This window comes from Halomarina litorea (assembly GCF_024227715.1).
Classification (GTDB): domain Archaea; phylum Halobacteriota; class Halobacteria; order Halobacteriales; family Haloarculaceae; genus Halomarina; species Halomarina litorea.
Genome location: NZ_CP100448.1, coordinates 327121 through 343627 on the forward strand (window position 1 = coordinate 327121; position 16507 = coordinate 343627).

A 16507-nucleotide genomic window follows, 5' to 3' on the forward strand; every position below is an offset into this window, starting at 1 on the left:
GAGCGGTGCCGTAAGTGGTGCCGTGACTGACGGGTCGGCGTGACGAAAAACCGGGACGGCGCGTCGGGAGTGCGTCGACCGCGTCAGGCGCTCGCGCCCTGACCGTAGGTCTCCTCGAGGTACTGGACGATGTCGTCGGACTCGGCCATCCCGTCGACCCCGTGGTCCCTATCGACGAGGACGGGCACGCCTGTCTGACCGCTGACCTCCTTCACCTCGGTCCGGTCGCCGTGTGAGCGCGGGACCTCGTGCGAGTCGTACTCGAGGTTCAGTTCGTCGAGCTTGTTCTTGACCTTCGCACAGTACGGGCAGCCTTTGAGTTCGTAGAGTTCGAGGTTCGCCATCGACGGTCGATACGTCCGTCGCCGGTAAGAAGGGTGTGTCCCTGTGCGGTCCCGGTGCAATCGCGTGACTGTGAGCGTATCTATCGGTGACGCCCACCGCGAGAGTGCGGTGGGTCAGTCCTCGGCCAACCGCTCGAAGGTCTTTCGCGCCCACGTGACCGCGTACTCGGCCCCGGCGTCGCGGTAGGCCTCGGTGTCGAGTGCGCCGAACGGCGTCGGGAGGTCGAGGTCGTGTTTCACGCCGCTACAGGCCAGTTCGGCGGCGGCGGCGAACTCGGTCCGGCCTGTCGCCACCTCGCGCGAGAGGCCGTCCAGTCGGGGCTGGAGTCGCTCGCCCGCGTCGACCCACGCCGCGTGCAAGCGCGGCCGGTCGGTCTCCCACTCGCGGAACGTCTCACGGGTGTGCAAGCCGAGGTAGGCGTCGTACAGCGCGACGGCGAGCTGGTAGGTGTCGGCCGGCGAGAGCGGCGTCGCGTCCGCGAGGTCCGGGTACGACTCGCCGAAGAACCCGAGGAAGTGCTCCGGGAGGCCGAGTCCCGCCTCGACGAGCGCCTCCGCGACGAGGAAGTCGAGAAAGTCGTCCGGACTCCCGCGGGTGCGCGCCTTGACGAACACGGTGGGTGGGGTCGTCTGGCGGGTCCAGGTGACGCCGCCGTCGCCCGGCATCCCGACGGTGAACTCCCCACCAGCAAACCGACGCAACTGGTCGGGCGCGTCGACGGGGAGCCACGCCTCGGGGTACGACACCGGATCGAGCGACTCGACGAGGACGCCGAGGCTCTCGGCCTGTGCCGGCGGTATCGTCTCGAAGTCCCGCTCACAGTCGAGGACGACCGCGTCGGAGACGTGCGTCTCGCGGACCGCCGCGAGGTCGTCGGGCAGGTCCCGTGGGGCGAACAGCGACATCGTGGCTAGACGACGAGACTCGCGACCAGTACCAGCGCGAGCACGGCCGAGACGACGACCGTCCCCACGACGACTTTCGTTGCTTCGCTCATGTCCCCGCGTTCGCCCCCGACCGCTTAAGTCCTGCCGGGTTCCGGCGACGGTCGCCGGTCGATGGGTGGACGACGAGGACAGTCACCGGTCGACGAGTGGACGACGAGGACGCTCGCGCGGTGGTGGTGGCACGACGCGACAGGTGACGTCGGTTCGACCGGAACCGGAGGGTCCGAGACGTTAAATAGAGTTGACATCAACGAGTAGGGAGGTGAAATCAGTCGATTCGGACCCTGTGCCGTCCGAATCTCCCGATACGGAGACTCGAGCTACAAAACCCCTTCGTTTCGACTGGAGACGGAGCTGGCCAGCGACGCTCGACGGGGTGAGGAGGCGGTGGGGAACGGACCCACGAAGCGGTCCCGAACGGGGGCGGCGGGGGGTCGAAGCGGTGCGGAGCGAGCGTGTGCGAACCGGACGGTACCGAACGGGAGCGTGTGAGAGGAGAGTTGTAGGCTGGAGGGAGGTGGCGTTGCAGAGGAAGGTGGGATGGGTCGGGTGGCGCGGGAGAGCGGACGGCGGGACTATCTGGCGTCGGCGTCGCGACCGATCCAGTTCTCGGGCATCTGGATGACGTACCGGCCGTTCTCGCGGAGCGCGATGATGTACTCCTCGCGGTCGTACAGTTCCATCAGGTTGAGTTCGTACTGGCCGGGTTCGAGTATCTTGATGGACTCGAACTGGTCGTTGAGCTCCTCGCGGAGCTGGGACATGTCCGGCCGCTCGCCGGTCGGTTCGCGGACCACGCGGCCCTCGCCGGGCGGGACGTCGCGCTCGCTCGGGTCGGGGAGTTCGTCCGGGGAGGCGACCTCGCTGCGGGCGGATGCCTGCGCGCGGTCCTCGCCAGCCGGCGGTTCGTCGTCCGCGACGATGATGTCGTCCTCGGACGACTGTTCGTCGGTTCCAGACGAAACGGAGGGGTCGTCGGGCCACGGGCGGGGGTCGGCGTCCCCCTGGGAGTCCCCGTCCCGGTCACCGCGGACGGGCCGGTCGGACCCGGCGTCGGGGTCGGACCCGTCGCCGACCCAGTCGCGGACCGTCGTGGTCGCCCGTCCCACCGTCTCGGCGACGCTCCCACCCTCTCGCTCGGGCGGGGAGTCGCCGGTGGGTTCCTCGGGGATGTCCGCCCCCTTCGGGTGGAACTGGAACTTGGCACCGCCACACTCCGGACAGCCGCCGAGCATCTCCTTCGAGCCGTCGGCGAAGACGTGTCCGCAGGTGGTACACTGGTGGGGCATTATCGACGAGTGACCAGCGCGCTGATGAGGTTCTCGTCCTTGTGGAGCGTCTCGATTCGGTTGGCGGGACCGATGACGGTGAGTTTGTTGCCGCCGTCGGAGTCCCGCCCCATCAGGCGGTTGAACAGGCCGCCGTCGTTCGAGCTGGGCCGCGGGTAGGTCTCGATTTCGATACCGGTGAACTCGTCGGGGCTGATCTCGCTCATCGTCACCTCGATGAGTTTCGACTCCTCGTCGGGCGAGAGGCCCTCTTCTAAGATGACGATGTTGTCGTCGTGGACGCTGTCGAGGATCATCCGGATCTTCTCCATCGTCCGGAGTTTCGACATCCGCTCCCCGCTGATGAGGTCGATCTGGACGCCCTCGGGCACGCCACCGTCGTCCGCTTGGATTCCCGGCATGGTGTTACCCGAAGTACTCCGCGATCTTGTCGTACACTTCGTCCATGTTCTCGCCTTCGAGCGCCGACAGCGGCACCGTCTCGTGTTGCGGGAACGCGTTGGCGATCTGCTGGACGCTCGACTCCTCGAGGTCGATCTTGTTCGCGAAGATGAGCACCGGCAGGTCCTTCGACTCGATGATGCCGATGAGCATGGTGTTGACCTGCGTGAAGGGGTCCTCGGTGCTGTCGAGGACGTAGATGACGCCGTCGACGTCCTCGCGGAGCCAGTGCATCGCCTCGGCGACGCCCTCGGTGGCCTCGCGGGAACGACGCACGGCGTCTTCCTTCTCGATGTCGTGTTCGAGGAACTCCTTGTAGTCGACCTTCGTCGTCACGCCCGGCGTGTCCACGATGTCGATGCTGACGCTCTTGCCGTTGCGCTTGATCTCGACGTTCTCCTTCCTGCGCGCGCGGCGCGTCTCGTGGGGCACGTGACTCTCCGGGCCGACGGCGTCGCCGGTCCAGTCACGCGCGATACGGTTCGCGAGCGTCGTCTTCCCGGCGTTGGGCGGCCCGTAGATGCCGATGCGTCTCGGTTCCTGGTCCGGGCCGGCGAACAGTTTCGCCGTGACCTGCGCGATACTCGACCTGAGTTCCGTGAGTAGTCCCATCCTGAATAATCCTCCCCGCGCCCCGCACGGGGGCGCGTCTACCCGCTATAGCCGACCCGATTGACTTAAACGTGCGTCAGACAAATGTCAGAAATTTGTCTGCTTTGACGGGTCGCCGTACCCCTTCATTTCGCATGGAAACCGACGTACGAGCCGGTGAGTGGTGAGATTCCGGACCCCCGACGCGGACCTGTCGACGACCCTCTCTCGGTGGAGTGCACTCGAAGTGGTGCCCTCGAACGTCGAGGCGAAACGAGACGATACGAGGCGAAACGAGACAGACTAGAGGACCCGGACGGGACGGGTCCCGACCGGAGTGAGGTCGGAACAGTGCCGCGGTCGAACGGTGGGGAGGCCGAAGCCGATCGAAGCGGGACCGCCGGGGCGGGACTGTCGAGACGGAGAAGGGGTCCAGGGTGTGTGCCAACCTCAGGGGTATGTGCTAGAATGTCGTGTCGACACCCCCACCCCTTCGTTTCGGGTGGAACCGGTCGAAGGGGTGGGGTGGGGGAGTGGCGGCGGTCGGAATCGCGGGTCGACGAGACGCGGTTCGTCACTAGAACTAGAAACGAATCGGGCAGAGTCGCTTCCTTACACTAGAAGACACTAGAAATGAAGAAGAATCTGCCCGTTGTTTCTAGTGCGGGTCCGGTTCGCCTGACGAACGTATGAAGGTTTCCCTTCTAGTAGCCGCCGCCGACTCTCGACACCCCCCACCCGCCTTCGGGCCGTTCCACCCGAAACGAAGGGGTGGGGGGGTTCGACGCCTCCTCACTCACTCACGCGTCTCTCGGAACCGCTTGCCGCCGGACCCGTCACGTCCCCTGCCCCCCGTTTCCGGTCCACAGCCCTCTCGACCGTGGCCGAACTGCCGTCGAGTGGAAACGAAGGGGTGTCCGACGAACGACGACGAGTGCTGAACGAACGACAATATGTGCTAGCAATCAACGCCACCACGTTCGAGGGGTAACCCCTCCCCTCGAGGGTGCTGTCCATTCGGGCAACCGTCGCCGTCCTCGCGCCCGCAGCAGTCGCCACCCACCGCGCCCCATCTCGTCACCTCCTACCACACCCCATCACGCCACCTCGACACCAACCCCCTCGGTCCACTCCCTCCACCCCACCCGCAGAACCCGCATCGTCACCATCGCGGGTCGCGCCGCCGACTTCGAGGCGGTCCGCGGTGGGTGATGCGCCCCTCGTCTGTCGACTGGACGTGTCGGACTCTCCGGGAACCCCCGTCGGGTTGCTGGGGGTCGGAGCGGCGACCCGTCCGCTCCCGCGGGGCCCAATTCGTCACCGACCAGAATATTTAATTACTCGACCGACTACGTGTTCTTCTGCATCAACTGGACGTGCCCCTGCAGGAGCAAATACGCGAGAGGCCGTTTCGTCTGTATCTACGGCCGTCTCGAGGGGTGCGCCACTATCGATTCCACCCGAAACGGAGGGGTGAGGGGTACTTAAATGACGGACGCGAACTCTGAACCGGAACGGACGACGGCGGCGGGGTCCTCCGCCGACCCCGCCGACCGCACCGAAGAGGCATCGTTCGAAGAACTCGACGTCGACGAGGGAAGCGAGGACGGAACCGGGAGCACCGACGCGGCGGAGGACGGGTCGGGCGACGCGGACGAAGCCGCCCCGGGGCTGTTCGACGACCTGCTGAGCGGCGAGCCCATCTTCGAGAACAAGGAGGTCCTTCGACCCTCCTACACGCCGCGGCGGCTGCCCCACCGCGAGGAGCAGATCAACAACATGGCGACTATCCTCGTCACCGCGCTGCGCGGGGACACGCCGTCGAACATCCTCATCTACGGGAAGACGGGGACGGGCAAGACGGCCAGCGCGAAGTTCGTCAGCGAGGAACTCGAATCGACGTCCCAGAAATACGAGGTCCCCTGCGAGGTCCAGTACATCAACTGTGAGGTGACCGACACGCAGTACCGCGTGCTCGCACAGCTCGCGAACAAGTTCATCGAGGAGAACATCGCGTTCATCGACGAGTCGCTGGACCGGCTTCGGGACCTCCACGAGCGAGTGGAGGCGCGCGGCCCGGTGGCCCTCGAGGACACCTCCTTCGAGGAGCCCGCCGCCCTCGAATCGCGCATCGAGGATTTGGAGGCCGACCGCGAGGAGTTCGAGCCCGTCCCCATGACGGGGTGGCCGACCGACCGCGTCTACTCGACGTTCTTCGAGGCCGTCGACTACCGCGAGCGGGTCGTCGTCATCATGCTCGACGAGATCGACAAACTCGTCGAGAAGTCCGGCGACGACACCCTCTACAACCTCTCGCGGATGAACTCCGAACTCGACAACTCGCGGGTGTCCATCATGGGCATCTCGAACGACCTGAAGTTCACCGACTTCCTCGACCCGCGCGTGAAGTCGAGCCTCGGCGAGGAGGAGATCGTCTTTCCCCCGTACGACGCCACCCAACTCAAGGACATCCTCCAGCACCGCTCTGACATCGCGTTCAAGGACGACACCCTCTCGGAGGACGTCATCCCGCTGTGTGCCGCCTTCGCCGCACAGGAACACGGGGACGCCCGACGCGCCCTCGACCTCCTGCGGACGGCGGGCGAACTCGCCGAACGCGACCGGACCGAACACATCAACGAGGAACACGTCCGGCGCGCACAGGAGAAGATCGAACTCGACCGCGTGGTCGAGGTGGTCCGGACGCTCCCGACGCAGTCGAAACTCGTCCTCTACGCGGTCATCCTCTTAGAGGAGAACGGGGTCCACAACATCAACACCGGCGAGGTGTTCAACATCTACAAGCGCCTCTGTAACGAGATCGACATGGACGTCCTCACCCAGCGTCGGGTGACGGACCTCATCTCCGAACTCGACATGCTCGGCATCGTCAACGCCGTCGTCGTCTCGAAGGGGCGCTACGGCCGCACGAAGGAGATGAGCCTCTCGGTCCCGTTGACCGAGACCAAACGCGTCCTGCTGGCGGACTCCCGACTCGCGGACGTCGAGGAGGCACAACCGTTCGTGCAGGCGCGTTTCGACGAGTAGCCTCGACTCCCGCCCACACGGTTCTCACCACACCACACGGTTCTCACCACACCGCACGGCTCTCATCACACCACGCGGTCCTCACCCCATCACACCGTACGGTTCTCAGTCCCGCCGTCCCGACAGCGACAGGACCGCCAGTCCGCCGAGGCCGCTGACCGCACCGACGTAGACGACGCCCTCGCCGTAGAAGGTGCTCAGGAGGAGACGGATGTTGCCGAGCAGCGGGATGCGGAACTCGGCAGTGCCGACGACCCACCCCGGCTTGACGGGGTCGTCGGTGATCTGAGCCACCTGGTCGTACTGCGGATTGGTGCGCTCGTTGTCACCCTTCGTGATGAACCCCGCGTTGGGGGCGGGGCAGGCGGGCAGTTCCCGGCAGTCGTCGTAGCGACCGAGGTACGCGGGGTCCGCCCGGTCGTACCAGTTCTCCCCCTCCTCGACCCAGAAGTGCGCCCGGTGGATGATGGGCGTCGCGCCGGGGTCGCCGTCCGGTCGGTAAACGATGACGTCGCCGGCCATCCCGAACTTGTCGTAGCCGGTCTCCAGACCGGTCCGGTAGGTCACCACCCCCGTCGACTCGCCGTCGGCGACGGTCGCGCTCCCGTCGGCGAAGCGGTGTTCCTCCGTCACGAAGACGAGGTCGCCCTTCTGGATGTGTGGTTCCATGCTCTCGCTCTCGATGGCGACCATCGGCGGCCAGACGCCGCTGACGGCGAACAGGAGTGCGCCGACGAGCATCACGGCGGCGACGCTCACGCCGATTTCGCGGACGTACGCCACCGCCTCGTGGTCCGTGGTGAGAAGCCAGCGAACCCAGCCGACGCCGGACGGTCGTTCGCGGTCCTCACCGGGGTCTCTCATTGAGTGGAGTACCTCTGCGTGCGGTTTCAACCTTCTGTCTCTGTCGGGTGTCCCCACGACCCGTCGGTGGGCGGACCGGTCCCGACGAGACGCTACGCTTTTGCCGCCCCTCTCCCACCCTCCCCTGTGCCACTGGAGACGCCGCGGCGCATCGTGACCGAACTCGCGAGCCGCGGCTATAACGCCGAGCGAGAGGCCGTGACGCTCCTCGCCGGTGCGCCGGACTCCCAGCGCGCACTGGAGGCGGCCCTCGACTCCGTCCCCGACGACGCGCTGAAACTCTCGGCGGCCCACGTCCGGGCCACCCTCGACACCCGCGCGCCCGCTTCCGACCCGGCCGAAGCGGCAACGGGTACCACGGACCCCCCCGTTTCGACTGGAAACGGGACCGCTGCCCCCTCGAACGGGGCCGGGGGTGCTCCAGTCGAAACGAGGGATGGGCGAACACCCCAGGACCCGCCACCCGCGGTCATCGCCGGCGACATCACGGGAGCGAGCACCGGGACCGGCGAGTACGACGACTTCGTCCGCGTGTTCCGCGATCGGTACGAACGGCTCTCGAAACTCCTCCGCGGGCGGGTCAACCACCGACCCACGACGGCCGTCTCCGCGATGCCCGGCGGCGAGGACGCCGCCGTCATCGGGATGGTCTCGGACGTGCGCTCGACGGCCAGCGGTCACTGGCTGGTCGAACTGGAGGACACCAACGGCGTGTTCCCCTGCCTCGTCATGAAGGACAAGCCCATCGCGGACCTCGTCGGCGAACTCCTCCTCGACGAGGTCGTCGCCGTCGAGGGTGCCCTGAGCGGCGACGGCAACATCCTGTTCGTCGACTCGCTGTACTTCCCCGACGTCCCCCGCACCCACCGGCCCAACACCGCCGACCGCCACGTGCAGGCGGCGCTCATCTCGGACGTCCACGTCGGCAGTCAGGAGTTCATGGGCGAGGCGTGGTCGCGCTTCGCCGACTGGCTCCACACCGCCGAGGCCGACCCCGTCGAGTACCTCCTCATCGCCGGGGACATGGTCGAGGGCGTCGGCGTCTACCCGAATCAGGACGAGGAACTCGACGTCGTGGACATCTACGAACAGTACGAGCGCTTCTCGGAGTACCTGAAGGAGGTCCCCGGCGACATGGAGATCGTGATGATTCCGGGAAACCACGACGCCGTGCGCCTCGCCGAACCCCAACCCGGGTTCGACGAGGAACTCAGGAGCATCATGTCCGCCCACGACGCCCGCATCACGGGCAATCCCTCCACCGTCACCATCGAGGGGGTGTCGGTGCTGATGTATCACGGCGTCTCGCTGGACGAGGTCATCGCGGAACTCCCCGAGGAGAAGGCCTCCTACGACGAACCCCACCTCGCGATGTACCAACTCCTGAAGAAGCGCCACGTCGCCCCGCAGTACGGCGGCCACACCCGCCTCGCGCCAGAGGAGAAGGACTACCTCGTCATCGACGACGTCCCCGACATCTTCCACACGGGCCACGTCCACAAACTCGGCTACGGGAAGTACCACAACGTGCTCGCCATCAACTCCGGGTGCTGGCAGTCACAGACCGACTTCCAGAAGAGCGTCAACATCAACCCCGACTGCGCGTACGCCCCCATCGTGGACCTCGATACGCTGAACCTGACGATTCGGGACTTCAACTCCAGCTTTTAGCCACGCGCGGGGGCCTCCGGCCCCCGCAGTGTAAAACCTGGACCAAAAGCCCTGCGCGCTCCCGTTGGTCGCGCTTGCGCTCGCTCGCTGGCGCTCACTCACTCGCGGCACAGTGTGACGCGAGAACCGAACCGCCACCGTGTCACCCCGTTTTCCAGTCGAAACGATACCCTTCTACGGCGTGGTGGACAGTACCTCTATCGTCCACTGGGACCGGAAGACGACCGGGGCGAGGGCGACCAGAGCCGTCGCGGCGATGACTATGCTCCTGTCGTCGAGCGTGAACAAAGCGCTTCCCCTGCTTCGGGCCGCTTAACACCCCGCCCGACTCACTCCCGGCCATGTCGACCGACATCGACCGACTCATCGCGGCGCTCAGGGAGGCGGACGCCGTCAAGTTCGGCGAGTTCGAACTCTCCCACGGCGGGACGAGCGAGTACTACGTCGACAAGTACCTCTTCGAGACGGACCCGACGTGCCTCTCGCTCATCAGCGAGGCGTTCGCGGAGCGAGTCGAGGGTGTGGAGAAACTCGCGGGCGTCGCTCTCGGTGCCGTCCCTCTCGTCGCCGCGACGAGCGTCCAGACCGGGACGCCGTACGTCATCGCCCGGAAGAAGGCAAAGGAGTACGGCACGAGCAACCGCATCGAGGGCCGTCTCTCGGCGGGCGAAGAGGTCGTCGTGCTGGAGGACATCGCCACCACCGGACAGAGCGCCGTCGACGCCGTCGAGGCACTGCGCGAGGCGGGCGCGGAGGTGTCGCGCGTCCTCGTCGTCGTGGACCGCGAGGAGGGCGCACGCGAACTGCTCCACGAACACGGCGTGGAACTGGAGGCGCTCGTGACCGCCTCGGACCTCCTCGAGGACGCCCAGCGGTAGTCGGCTCACGCCCGGGCGAAGGCCACCGTTTCGACTGGAAAACCGGCCGACGACGAGCGAGTTCTGTCGACCCGGACTACTCCAGCAGGAGCAGCTTCGGGTTCTCGAGATACTCCATCACGCGGTTCGTGAACTGGGCGGCCTGCGCGCCGTCGATGACGCGGTGGTCGATGGACAGCGAGAGCGTCATGACGTGGCGCGGAACCACCTCACCATCGACGACGCGTGGCTTCTCCTTGATGGCGCCCAGTCCGAGGATGGCCGTCTCGGGGTAGTTGATGATGGGCGTGGCGTACTCGCCGCCGATGGCCCCGAAGTTGGTGATGGTGAAGGTGCCGCCCTGCATCTCCTCGCGGGAGATGGAGCGCTCGTGGGCCTTCTGGACGAGTTCGTTCATCTCCGAGGAGAGCTGGAGCATCCCCTTGCGGTCTGCCCCCCGCACGACGGGGACCATCAGGCCGGCATCGGTGCCGACGGCGACGCCGACGTTGTAGTCCTTCTTGAGGAGTATCTCCTCAGCCTCCTCGTCGAGTTGCGAGTTGAGGTACGGGAACTCCTTCAGCCCGGCGACGACGGCCTTGATGACGAACGGCATGTACGTCAGTTTGATGCCGCGGTCCTCGGCAGTGGCCTTGAGTTCGCCGCGCGTCGCGACGAGTTCGGTCACGTCCACCTCGTCGTGGTGGGTGACGTGCGGCGCGGTGTACTTCGAGCGCTCCATCTGCTTGCCGATGGTGCGCCGGATGCCCCGGTAGGGGACGCGCTCGTCCTCCGCGGCCTCGCCGACGGCGGCCGAGACGGCCTCGGTGTCTGCCTGCTGGGCCTGATGCTGGGCCTCGGCGTACGCGGTGACCTGCTCGGGCGTGACGAACGCCTGCCCGTCACGCTCCTCGTCGGTCGGGACGCTGTTCAGGTCGACGCCCTCCTCCTCGGCCAGCTTTCGGGTCGCCGGCGCGGCGAGCGTCCGGTCCCTGTCGGCCGACTCGACGCTCGTAGTCGTGGCCGAACTCGCGGTTCCGCTGTCCGACTCGTCCCCGCCACTCACGCGCCGGGTGGCGGACTTCGTGCCCTCGGCCTCGACGCTCGGGGCCTCGGGTCCGTCCTCGTCCTCGCCACCGCTCTCGGCGTGGGCGCGGACGTCCGCGTCGCTGACTCGTCCGCCGGGACCGGAGCCCTCGACGGCGGCGATGTCGACGCCCATCTCGCGGGCGAGTCGCCGTGCGCTCGGCGCGGCGAACACCCGTCCGGAGGGCGTCTCGGGTTCGGCCTCGCTTCCCTCGGGTTCGGTCCCGGCGGGTTCGGCGGCCGTCCCCTCGCCCTCCGTCTCGGGTTCCGCCCCGGAGTCGGCACTCGCGGCCCCGCCCTCGTCGCCCTCCGTCTCGAAGACGATGATGACCTCGCCGACGGGCACCATCTCGCCCGCCTCGACGCGAATCTCCTTGACCGTCCCGTTGACGGGGGAGGGGACCTCCACGACGGCCTTGTCAGTCTCTGCCTCCGCGACGGGTTGGTCCTCGCTGACGGTGTCGCCTTCTTCGACCAGCCAGCCGACGATCTCGGCCTCCGTCAGCCCTTCTCCCACGTCCGGGAGTTTGAACTCGCGGATGCCCATCTCAGAACGCCACCGTCTCGCGGAGTTCGTCCTCGATGCGCGCCGACTCGGGGAGGTAGTAGTCCTCCAGCGCGTACAGCGGGAAGGGCACGTCGAAGCCCGTGATGCGTTTCACGGGGGCCTCCTGATAGAGGAGCGCCTCCTCCTGGATCGTGGCCGTAATCTCGCCCGCGAGGCCGCCCGTCTTGGGTGCCTCGTGGACCACCGCGGCCCGACCCGTCTTCTTGAACGACTCGACGATGGTGTCGATGTCCAGCGGGGAGAGCGTCCGGAGGTCGACGACCTCGCAGTCGATATCCTCCTCGGCGAGGGTCTCGGCGGCTTCGAGCGTCGGGCGGGTCATCGCTCCCCACGTGAACACCGAGACGTCGGTGCCCTCGCGGCGAACGGCGGCCTCACCGAGCGGGACGGTGTACGTCTCGTCGGGGACCTCCTCGCGGAATGCCCGGTAGATGAGCTTCGGTTCGAGGAAGATGACCGGGTCCGGGTCGCGAATCGCGCTTGCGAGCAGCCCCTTCGTGTCGTACGGCGTCGAGGGGATGACGACCTTCAGGCCGGCCTCGTGGGCGTAGAACGCCTCCTTCGACTCCGAGTGGTGCTCCGGCGCGCGGATGCCGCCGCCGTAGGGCGCGCGGACGACCATCGGGCAGGAGAAGCGGCCGCGCGAGCGGTTGCGCAGGCGGGCGGCGTGGCTCACTATCTGGTCGAAGGCGGGGTACATGAACCCCGAGAACTGCATCTCGGGGACGGGCTTCAGGCCGTAGGCGGCCATGCCGATGGCGGTGCCCACGATGCCAGACTCGGCGAGGGGGGTGTCGATGACCCGGTCGTCGCCGAAATCGTCCCAGAGGCCCTCGGTGGCCCGGAAGACGCCGCCGTTCTTGCCGACGTCCTCGCCCATCACGATGACGTCCTCGTCGCGCTCCATCTCGCCGTGCAGGCCGTCGCGGACCGCCTGCACGAGCGTCAGGTTCTGTGTCGATTGGGATTCCTGTGTGCTCATTCGAGTAGCTCCTCGTCGCCGTGGCGTTCACGTAGCTGTTCGAGGTACTCCAGCTGCTCCTGTAGTCGTTTGGGCATCTCCGCGTAGACGGAGGCGAACATCTCGGCGGGGTCGGGGCGCTCGATGGACTCGGCGGCGGTGATGGCCTCGGCCACCTCGTCTTCCACGTCGCTCGTGATGGCGTCGACGCGCTCGTCGTCGAGCAGCCCCTCGTTTCGCAGGTAGTTCTCCAGTCGCGGGATGGGGTCCTTGCGCTTCCACTCCTCGACCTCGTCGTCCTCGCGATACACCGAGGGGTCGTCGGCGGTGGTGTGCGCGCCGAAGCGGTACTGAACCGCCTCGATGAGGGTCGGTCGGCGCTGGCCCTCGCCGGGGTTCTTCGCCTTCTCGACGGCCTCGCGGGTGACCTTGTACACCGCGAGGGGGTCCATCCCGTCGACCTGCACGCCCTCCATGCCGTAGGCGGTGGCCTTCTGGGCGATGGTCTCGCTCGCCGTCTGGCGCTCGCGGGGGACCGAGATGGCCCACTGGTTGTTGTTACAGAAGAATATCGCGGGGACGTCGAAGACGCCCGCGAAGTTCAGCCCCTCGTGGAAGTCGCCCTCGCTCGTCGCGCCGTCCCCGAAGTAGGTGAGGAAGGCTCGCTCGTCGTCTTTCAGCTTCGCGGCCCACGCCATGCCCGCGCCGTGGAGCACCTGCGTGGCGATGGGGACGGCGATGGTGAAGACGTTCTGCTCGCTCATCCGGTTGCCCCGTTCGTCGCCCATCCAGTAGCGAAGCGACTGGTCCCAGCCGACGCCGCGGACGGCGACGGCGGCGTGTTCGCGGTAGCTCGGGATGATCCAGTCGTCGACGTCGAGGGCCCACGCGCTCCCGACCTGTGCGCCCTCCTGTCCCGAGAGCGGGGGGTACGTCCCCATCCGGCCCTGACGCTGGAGGCTGACCGCGCGCTGGTCGAAGTGGCGCGCCGCGCGCATCTGCCGGTACATGTCGACCAGTTCCTCGTCGGCGAGGTCCGGTACTTCCGCCCCGTCGCGCACCCGGCCCTCCTCGTCGAGAACCTGGACACGGTCGTGGGGGTCGCGCTGTAACGTACTCATACCGCCCTCCGTGACATAGTGGCGAGTCCCTCGCCCGGCACAATAGTATTTTCGTAAAAACGTTTCTCTCGTGCTCATTCTTGCCACATCGCGGCGGAAACCCGACCGCACTCCCGACGGCCTCGGGAAGAATCGGGTGAACGTCCAACATTAGTTCGACTTCGGGGGAAACGTCAGGAACGTTCGTCGTTATCGTGGCGGTTCCGAACGAACGTTCATCGGGTTCCCGCCCGCGCCGCCCGTCGAGCCGACTCGACGGACTGCCCCTCGCGGAGGACGGCGTCGACGAACAGTTCGCCCGCCTTGTACGACGAACGGACCATCGGGCCGGAGGCACAGTAGAGGAAGTCGAACTCCCTCTCTGCGACCTGTCCCCACGTGTCGAACTTGTCGGGGTGGACGAACTCGCTGACCTCCAGGTGCGACCGGGAGGGCTGAAGGTACTGGCCGAAGGTGAGGACGTCCACGTCCACCTCCCGCAGGTCGCTCATCGTCTGGTACACCTCGTGGTCGTACTCGCCGACGCCGAGCATGAGCGACGTCTTCGTGAACACGTCCGACTCGCGGGACACCTGGTCGAGCACCCCGAGGGACTGCTCGTAGCCCGCCCGCCGGTCCCGGACCGGCCACTGGAGGCGTTCGACCGTCTCGACGTTGTGCGCGATGACGTCCGGAGCCGCCTCGATAATCTCGCGGACGCACGCGGGGTCGCCCCGGAAGTCTGGGACGAGCACCTCCACGAGGATGTCCTCGTCCCGGCGTTTTATCTCCCGGATGGTTTCGGCGAAGTGGCCCGCCCCCTGGTCGGACAGGTCGTCGCGGTCCACGCTCGTCAGGACGACGTAGTCCAGACCGATTTCGGCGACGGCGCTCGCGACGTTCGCGGGTTCGTCGCGGTCGAGCGGCTCCATCCCACCCGTCTGGACGTCACAGAAGTTGCAGCCACGCGAGCACCGGTCGCCCATCAGCATGAACGTCGCCGTGCCGGGGCCGTCCTGTCCGGACCAGCACTCCCCGAGGTTCGGACAGTTGGCCTCCTCGCACACCGTGTGGAGGTCACGCTCCCGGAGGGTCTCCTTGATGTGGGTGTAGCGCTGGCCCGAGGGTGGCCGCATCTTCAGCCAATCGGGCTTGCGCGTGCGACTCATACACTCAGGTGGGTCGGCCGTGACAAAAGCCTGCGGTTCCCCTCCCAGTTCATGGCCGAAATTGCAAAAATTAATAACGTAATTGGTAATAGTCACCACAGATGTTCGACCTCTCGTCGGACGACATCACCGAGGGGCCGGTCGTGCGGGCGATGCTCGTGCTGGCAGCGCCGCTCTTGGCCCAGAACGTCGTCCAGGTCCTCCAGACGGTCATCGACCTCTTCTGGCTGGGCCGGCTCGATCCCGACGCCGTCGCCGCCGTCGGCCTGGTCGCCACCCTGCAGAGTCTCGTCTTCGCCGTCGCCATCTGGGCCCCCCTCGTCGGCACGCAGGTCCTCGTCGCCCAGCGCATCGGGGCCGACGACATCCCCGGCGCGCGGAATCGCGTGTTCGTGGGGCTGGTCACTGCCATCCTCCTCGCCGTCGTCCTCGGTGTCGTCGGCGTCGTCGGTGCCCGCCCGGTCATCGACCTGCTGACCAGCACCCGTCCCGAGAGCGTCGCCGGCGCGGTGCCCGACTACGCGGTGGCCTACTTCACCGTCACGATGGTCGGCCTGCCGGTCCTCGTCCTCGCGGACACGACCGAGGCGGCCTACGTCGGGTGGGGTGACTCCCGGATGGCTCTCTACATGAACCTGCTCGCGGTGGGCGTCAACCTCGTCCTCGACCCCCTGCTCATCTTCGGCTACTTCGGCTTCCCGGAACTGGGCGTGCAGGGCGCGGCGCTCGCGACGGTCGCCGGCTACGGACTCGGCGGCGTCCTCGGCCTCTGGTTCGCCCTCGCCGGGCGCAACGGCGGGATGCTCACGCGCGCGGCCGCCCGGTTCGACCTCCCGACGGCCCGCGAACTGCTGGCCGTCGGCCTCCCCATCTCCGGTCAGCAACTCGCCAAGCAGAGCGCCGACCTCCTGCTCGTCCTCGTCGCGTTCACCCTCGGCGGCCCCGCGGGGCTGGTAGCGTACACGGTCGGCCACCGGGTCGCCACGCTCGCCGTCATCCCCTCCGGCAGCCTCCAGCAGGCCGCCCAGAGCATCATCGGGCAGAACCTCGGCGCGGGGTTCGTCGGGCGTGCCCACCGGGCGACCTGGCTCGGAGCCATCCTCGCGGGCGGCGTCCTCGGCGTCGTCGGTCTCGTCCAGTGGCTGATTCCCTCGACGCTGACGACGCTGTTCGTCCCGACGCTCGGCGAGGAGGCCCTCTCGCTGTCCATCGAGTACCTCCGCGTCCTCGCGTACAGCTACCCCGCCATCGGGGTGGCCTACCTCTTCCAGGCGGGGTTCAACGCCGCCGGGCGGACCACGACGAGTTTCGTCGCCAGCCTCCTCCAGTACTGGGGCATCCGCCTGCCCGTCGCCGTCGTCGGCGGGGGCCTCGTCGCGGCCGGTCTCGGCCTCTCGATGGGCGTCTCGGCGGTGTTCTGGGCGGTTACCGGCTCGAACCTGCTGGCGGCCGTCGGCCTCGGCGCGTACTACAACTACTCGGCCGAGAACGGGATGCTCGACCGCGCGGCCGAGGCGGCCGCCGCCTGAGTCCCGGTCCGACCGGGGAACGCGAACACCCGGAACCGCTA

The 16507-nt window shown here is 67.3% G+C and carries 15 protein-coding genes; 4 read left to right on the forward strand and 11 right to left on the reverse strand.

Annotation, left to right across the window (positions count from 1 at the left end):
• Positions 1–83: 83 nt before the first annotated feature.
• From NKG96_RS01770 to NKG96_RS01790, 6 genes are all read right to left on the reverse strand, one after another.
• Complete coding sequence (locus NKG96_RS01770; protein WP_254536750.1) at positions 84–344, reverse strand: glutathione S-transferase N-terminal domain-containing protein; 261 nt, start codon at positions 342–344, stop codon at positions 84–86.
• Between the two features lie 114 nt (positions 345–458).
• Entirely contained in the window at positions 459–1244 is a 786-nt protein-coding gene (locus tag NKG96_RS01775) for a DUF7089 family protein (RefSeq protein ID WP_368409326.1), read from the reverse strand.
• A gap of 11 nt (positions 1245–1255) precedes the next feature.
• Entirely contained in the window at positions 1256–1342 is an 87-nt protein-coding gene (locus NKG96_RS21145) for an adenosine deaminase (protein ID WP_438267428.1), read from the reverse strand.
• 525 nt (positions 1343–1867) lie between these two features.
• Entirely contained in the window at positions 1868–2581 is a 714-nt protein-coding gene (locus tag NKG96_RS01780) for an OapC/ArvC family zinc-ribbon domain-containing protein (RefSeq protein WP_254536752.1), read from the reverse strand.
• Positions 2581–2982, reverse strand: coding sequence for a DUF2073 domain-containing protein (locus NKG96_RS01785; RefSeq protein ID WP_254536753.1), 402 nt, complete (start codon positions 2980–2982; stop codon positions 2581–2583). Before NKG96_RS01785 ends, NKG96_RS01780 begins: the two co-directional genes overlap by 1 nt.
• A 4-nt stretch (positions 2983–2986) precedes the next feature.
• The gene (locus NKG96_RS01790; protein ID WP_254536754.1) at positions 2987–3634 is read right to left on the reverse strand and encodes an Era-like GTP-binding protein; all 648 of its coding nucleotides are present in this window, start codon (positions 3632–3634) and stop codon (positions 2987–2989) included.
• A gap of 1467 nt (positions 3635–5101) precedes the next feature.
• On the opposite strand from NKG96_RS01790, the gene NKG96_RS01795 reads away from it, so the two are divergent.
• The gene (locus tag NKG96_RS01795; protein WP_254536755.1) at positions 5102–6661 is read left to right on the forward strand and encodes a Cdc6/Cdc18 family protein; all 1560 of its coding nucleotides are present in this window, start codon (positions 5102–5104) and stop codon (positions 6659–6661) included.
• A 105-nt stretch (positions 6662–6766) separates the two neighbouring features.
• Here NKG96_RS01795 and NKG96_RS01800 read toward each other — a convergent pair whose 3' ends face one another.
• A complete protein-coding gene (locus tag NKG96_RS01800; protein ID WP_254536756.1) occupies positions 6767–7525 on the reverse strand; it encodes a S26 family signal peptidase in 759 nt (252 codons plus the stop codon).
• A 126-nt stretch (positions 7526–7651) separates the two neighbouring features.
• Between NKG96_RS01800 and NKG96_RS01805 the strand changes: the two genes are divergently transcribed.
• Both NKG96_RS01805 and pyrE read left to right on the forward strand, forming a co-directional pair.
• A complete protein-coding gene (locus NKG96_RS01805) occupies positions 7652–9196 on the forward strand; it encodes a DNA-directed DNA polymerase II small subunit (RefSeq protein ID WP_254536757.1) in 1545 nt (514 codons plus the stop codon).
• Between the two features lie 341 nt (positions 9197–9537).
• Positions 9538–10074 (forward strand): orotate phosphoribosyltransferase, encoded by a 537-nt coding sequence (gene pyrE, locus NKG96_RS01810; protein ID WP_254536758.1) that lies wholly within the window; start codon positions 9538–9540, stop codon positions 10072–10074.
• 76 nt (positions 10075–10150) lie between these two features.
• Here the strand turns inward: pyrE and NKG96_RS01815 are convergent, their stop codons facing one another.
• The 4 genes from NKG96_RS01815 to lipA all read right to left on the reverse strand — a co-directional run bounded on the left by NKG96_RS01815 (position 10151) and on the right by lipA (position 14937).
• Positions 10151–11686 (reverse strand): dihydrolipoamide acetyltransferase family protein, encoded by a 1536-nt coding sequence (locus NKG96_RS01815; RefSeq protein WP_254536759.1) that lies wholly within the window; start codon positions 11684–11686, stop codon positions 10151–10153.
• Position 11687: 1 nt separating this feature from the next.
• Entirely contained in the window at positions 11688–12689 is a 1002-nt protein-coding gene (locus NKG96_RS01820) for an alpha-ketoacid dehydrogenase subunit beta (protein WP_254536760.1), read from the reverse strand.
• Positions 12686–13789: a pyruvate dehydrogenase (acetyl-transferring) E1 component subunit alpha gene (pdhA, locus tag NKG96_RS01825; RefSeq protein WP_254536761.1), complete on the reverse strand. Its 1104-nt coding sequence runs from the start codon at positions 13787–13789 to the stop codon at positions 12686–12688. Before pdhA ends, NKG96_RS01820 begins: the two co-directional genes overlap by 4 nt.
• Positions 13790–14004: 215 nt before the next feature.
• On the reverse strand, positions 14005–14937 hold the full coding sequence (lipA, locus tag NKG96_RS01830) for a lipoyl synthase (RefSeq protein ID WP_254536762.1): 933 nt from the start codon (positions 14935–14937) through the stop codon (positions 14005–14007).
• A 101-nt stretch (positions 14938–15038) separates the two neighbouring features.
• Here lipA and NKG96_RS01835 point away from each other — a divergent pair, with 101 nt between their 5' ends.
• Positions 15039–16466 (forward strand): MATE family efflux transporter, encoded by a 1428-nt coding sequence (locus NKG96_RS01835; RefSeq protein ID WP_254536763.1) that lies wholly within the window; start codon positions 15039–15041, stop codon positions 16464–16466.
• Positions 16467–16507 lie beyond the last annotated feature (41 nt).

Coding starts and splice junctions, on each gene's coding strand:
- NKG96_RS01795 (WP_254536755.1), top strand. CDS start 5,102: ATGACGGACGCGAACTCTGAACCGGAACGGACGACGGCGGCGGGGTCC.
- pdhA (WP_254536761.1), bottom strand. CDS start 13,789: ATGAGTACGTTACAGCGCGACCCCCACGACCGTGTCCAGGTTCTCGAC.
- NKG96_RS01800 (WP_254536756.1), bottom strand. CDS start 7,525: ATGAGAGACCCCGGTGAGGACCGCGAACGACCGTCCGGCGTCGGCTGG.
- NKG96_RS01770 (WP_254536750.1), bottom strand. CDS start 344: ATGGCGAACCTCGAACTCTACGAACTCAAAGGCTGCCCGTACTGTGCG.
- NKG96_RS01820 (WP_254536760.1), bottom strand. CDS start 12,689: ATGAGCACACAGGAATCCCAATCGACACAGAACCTGACGCTCGTGCAG.
- NKG96_RS01815 (WP_254536759.1), bottom strand. CDS start 11,686: ATGGGCATCCGCGAGTTCAAACTCCCGGACGTGGGAGAAGGGCTGACG.
- lipA (WP_254536762.1), bottom strand. CDS start 14,937: ATGAGTCGCACGCGCAAGCCCGATTGGCTGAAGATGCGGCCACCCTCG.
- NKG96_RS21145 (WP_438267428.1), bottom strand. CDS start 1,342: ATGAGCGAAGCAACGAAAGTCGTCGTGGGGACGGTCGTCGTCTCGGCC.
- NKG96_RS01780 (WP_254536752.1), bottom strand. CDS start 2,581: ATGCCCCACCAGTGTACCACCTGCGGACACGTCTTCGCCGACGGCTCG.
- NKG96_RS01785 (WP_254536753.1), bottom strand. CDS start 2,982: ATGCCGGGAATCCAAGCGGACGACGGTGGCGTGCCCGAGGGCGTCCAG.
- NKG96_RS01790 (WP_254536754.1), bottom strand. CDS start 3,634: ATGGGACTACTCACGGAACTCAGGTCGAGTATCGCGCAGGTCACGGCG.
- NKG96_RS01835 (WP_254536763.1), top strand. CDS start 15,039: ATGTTCGACCTCTCGTCGGACGACATCACCGAGGGGCCGGTCGTGCGG.
- pyrE (WP_254536758.1), top strand. CDS start 9,538: ATGTCGACCGACATCGACCGACTCATCGCGGCGCTCAGGGAGGCGGAC.